1 protein-coding gene is annotated in these 573 nt (G+C 43.6%); it reads right to left on the minus strand.

Features of this window, described 5'->3' with window-relative positions; all coding sequences use genetic code 11:
- Positions 1–52 precede the first annotated feature (52 nt).
- The coding region (locus R7R78_RS28295; protein ID WP_225474873.1) for an Hpt domain-containing protein at positions 53–573 on the minus strand (521 nt) is incomplete at its 5' end.

Raw genomic sequence — 573 nt, forward strand, 5'->3', positions numbered from 1 at the left:
TTACCGGAGGTTTTTGTTTTTAGGTTTGGGCTTAGGTTTAAAACGCAGAGCTTTATTCTGCCATCAGCTCATCAAGCGCATTAACTGACGTAGCGACTTGCTCGTCCAATAAACCTTGCTGAGCGTTGTATGTATCTAGCGGTTCGGCAGCAATCTCGATACTTTGGCAAGTGTTCATTAACGCAGTAAGACCTAAACTCCCCGCACTGCCTTTTAGTTTATGAGCGAGATTTTTCACTGCTAGGCTGTCATTTTTTTCTGCTGACTCAACCAACTGTCCAAGTACATCCGCACTGGTATTTCTGAACAAGTCGATGATATGCAGCATTTTTTCTCTGCCTAAAATCTTCATGTCGGACTGGATCACGCTTGGATTAATGATGACCATTTCTGGTTCCTCTCGTTGTTGGTGGTCTTGTTCGACCTGATTTTCAATAGTTAGATTGGTATCGCTCGTTTCGTTCAGAGGTAAGCATTCTCCACTTTGCGGAAGCAGTAATTGTTTGCCATCCAGAACATCCTGAATCAACGTAGCAAGGGCTTCTTTCTCAACCGGTTTTGGCAAGTAACCAT

Source organism: Vibrio sp. 2134-1 (assembly GCF_033339495.1).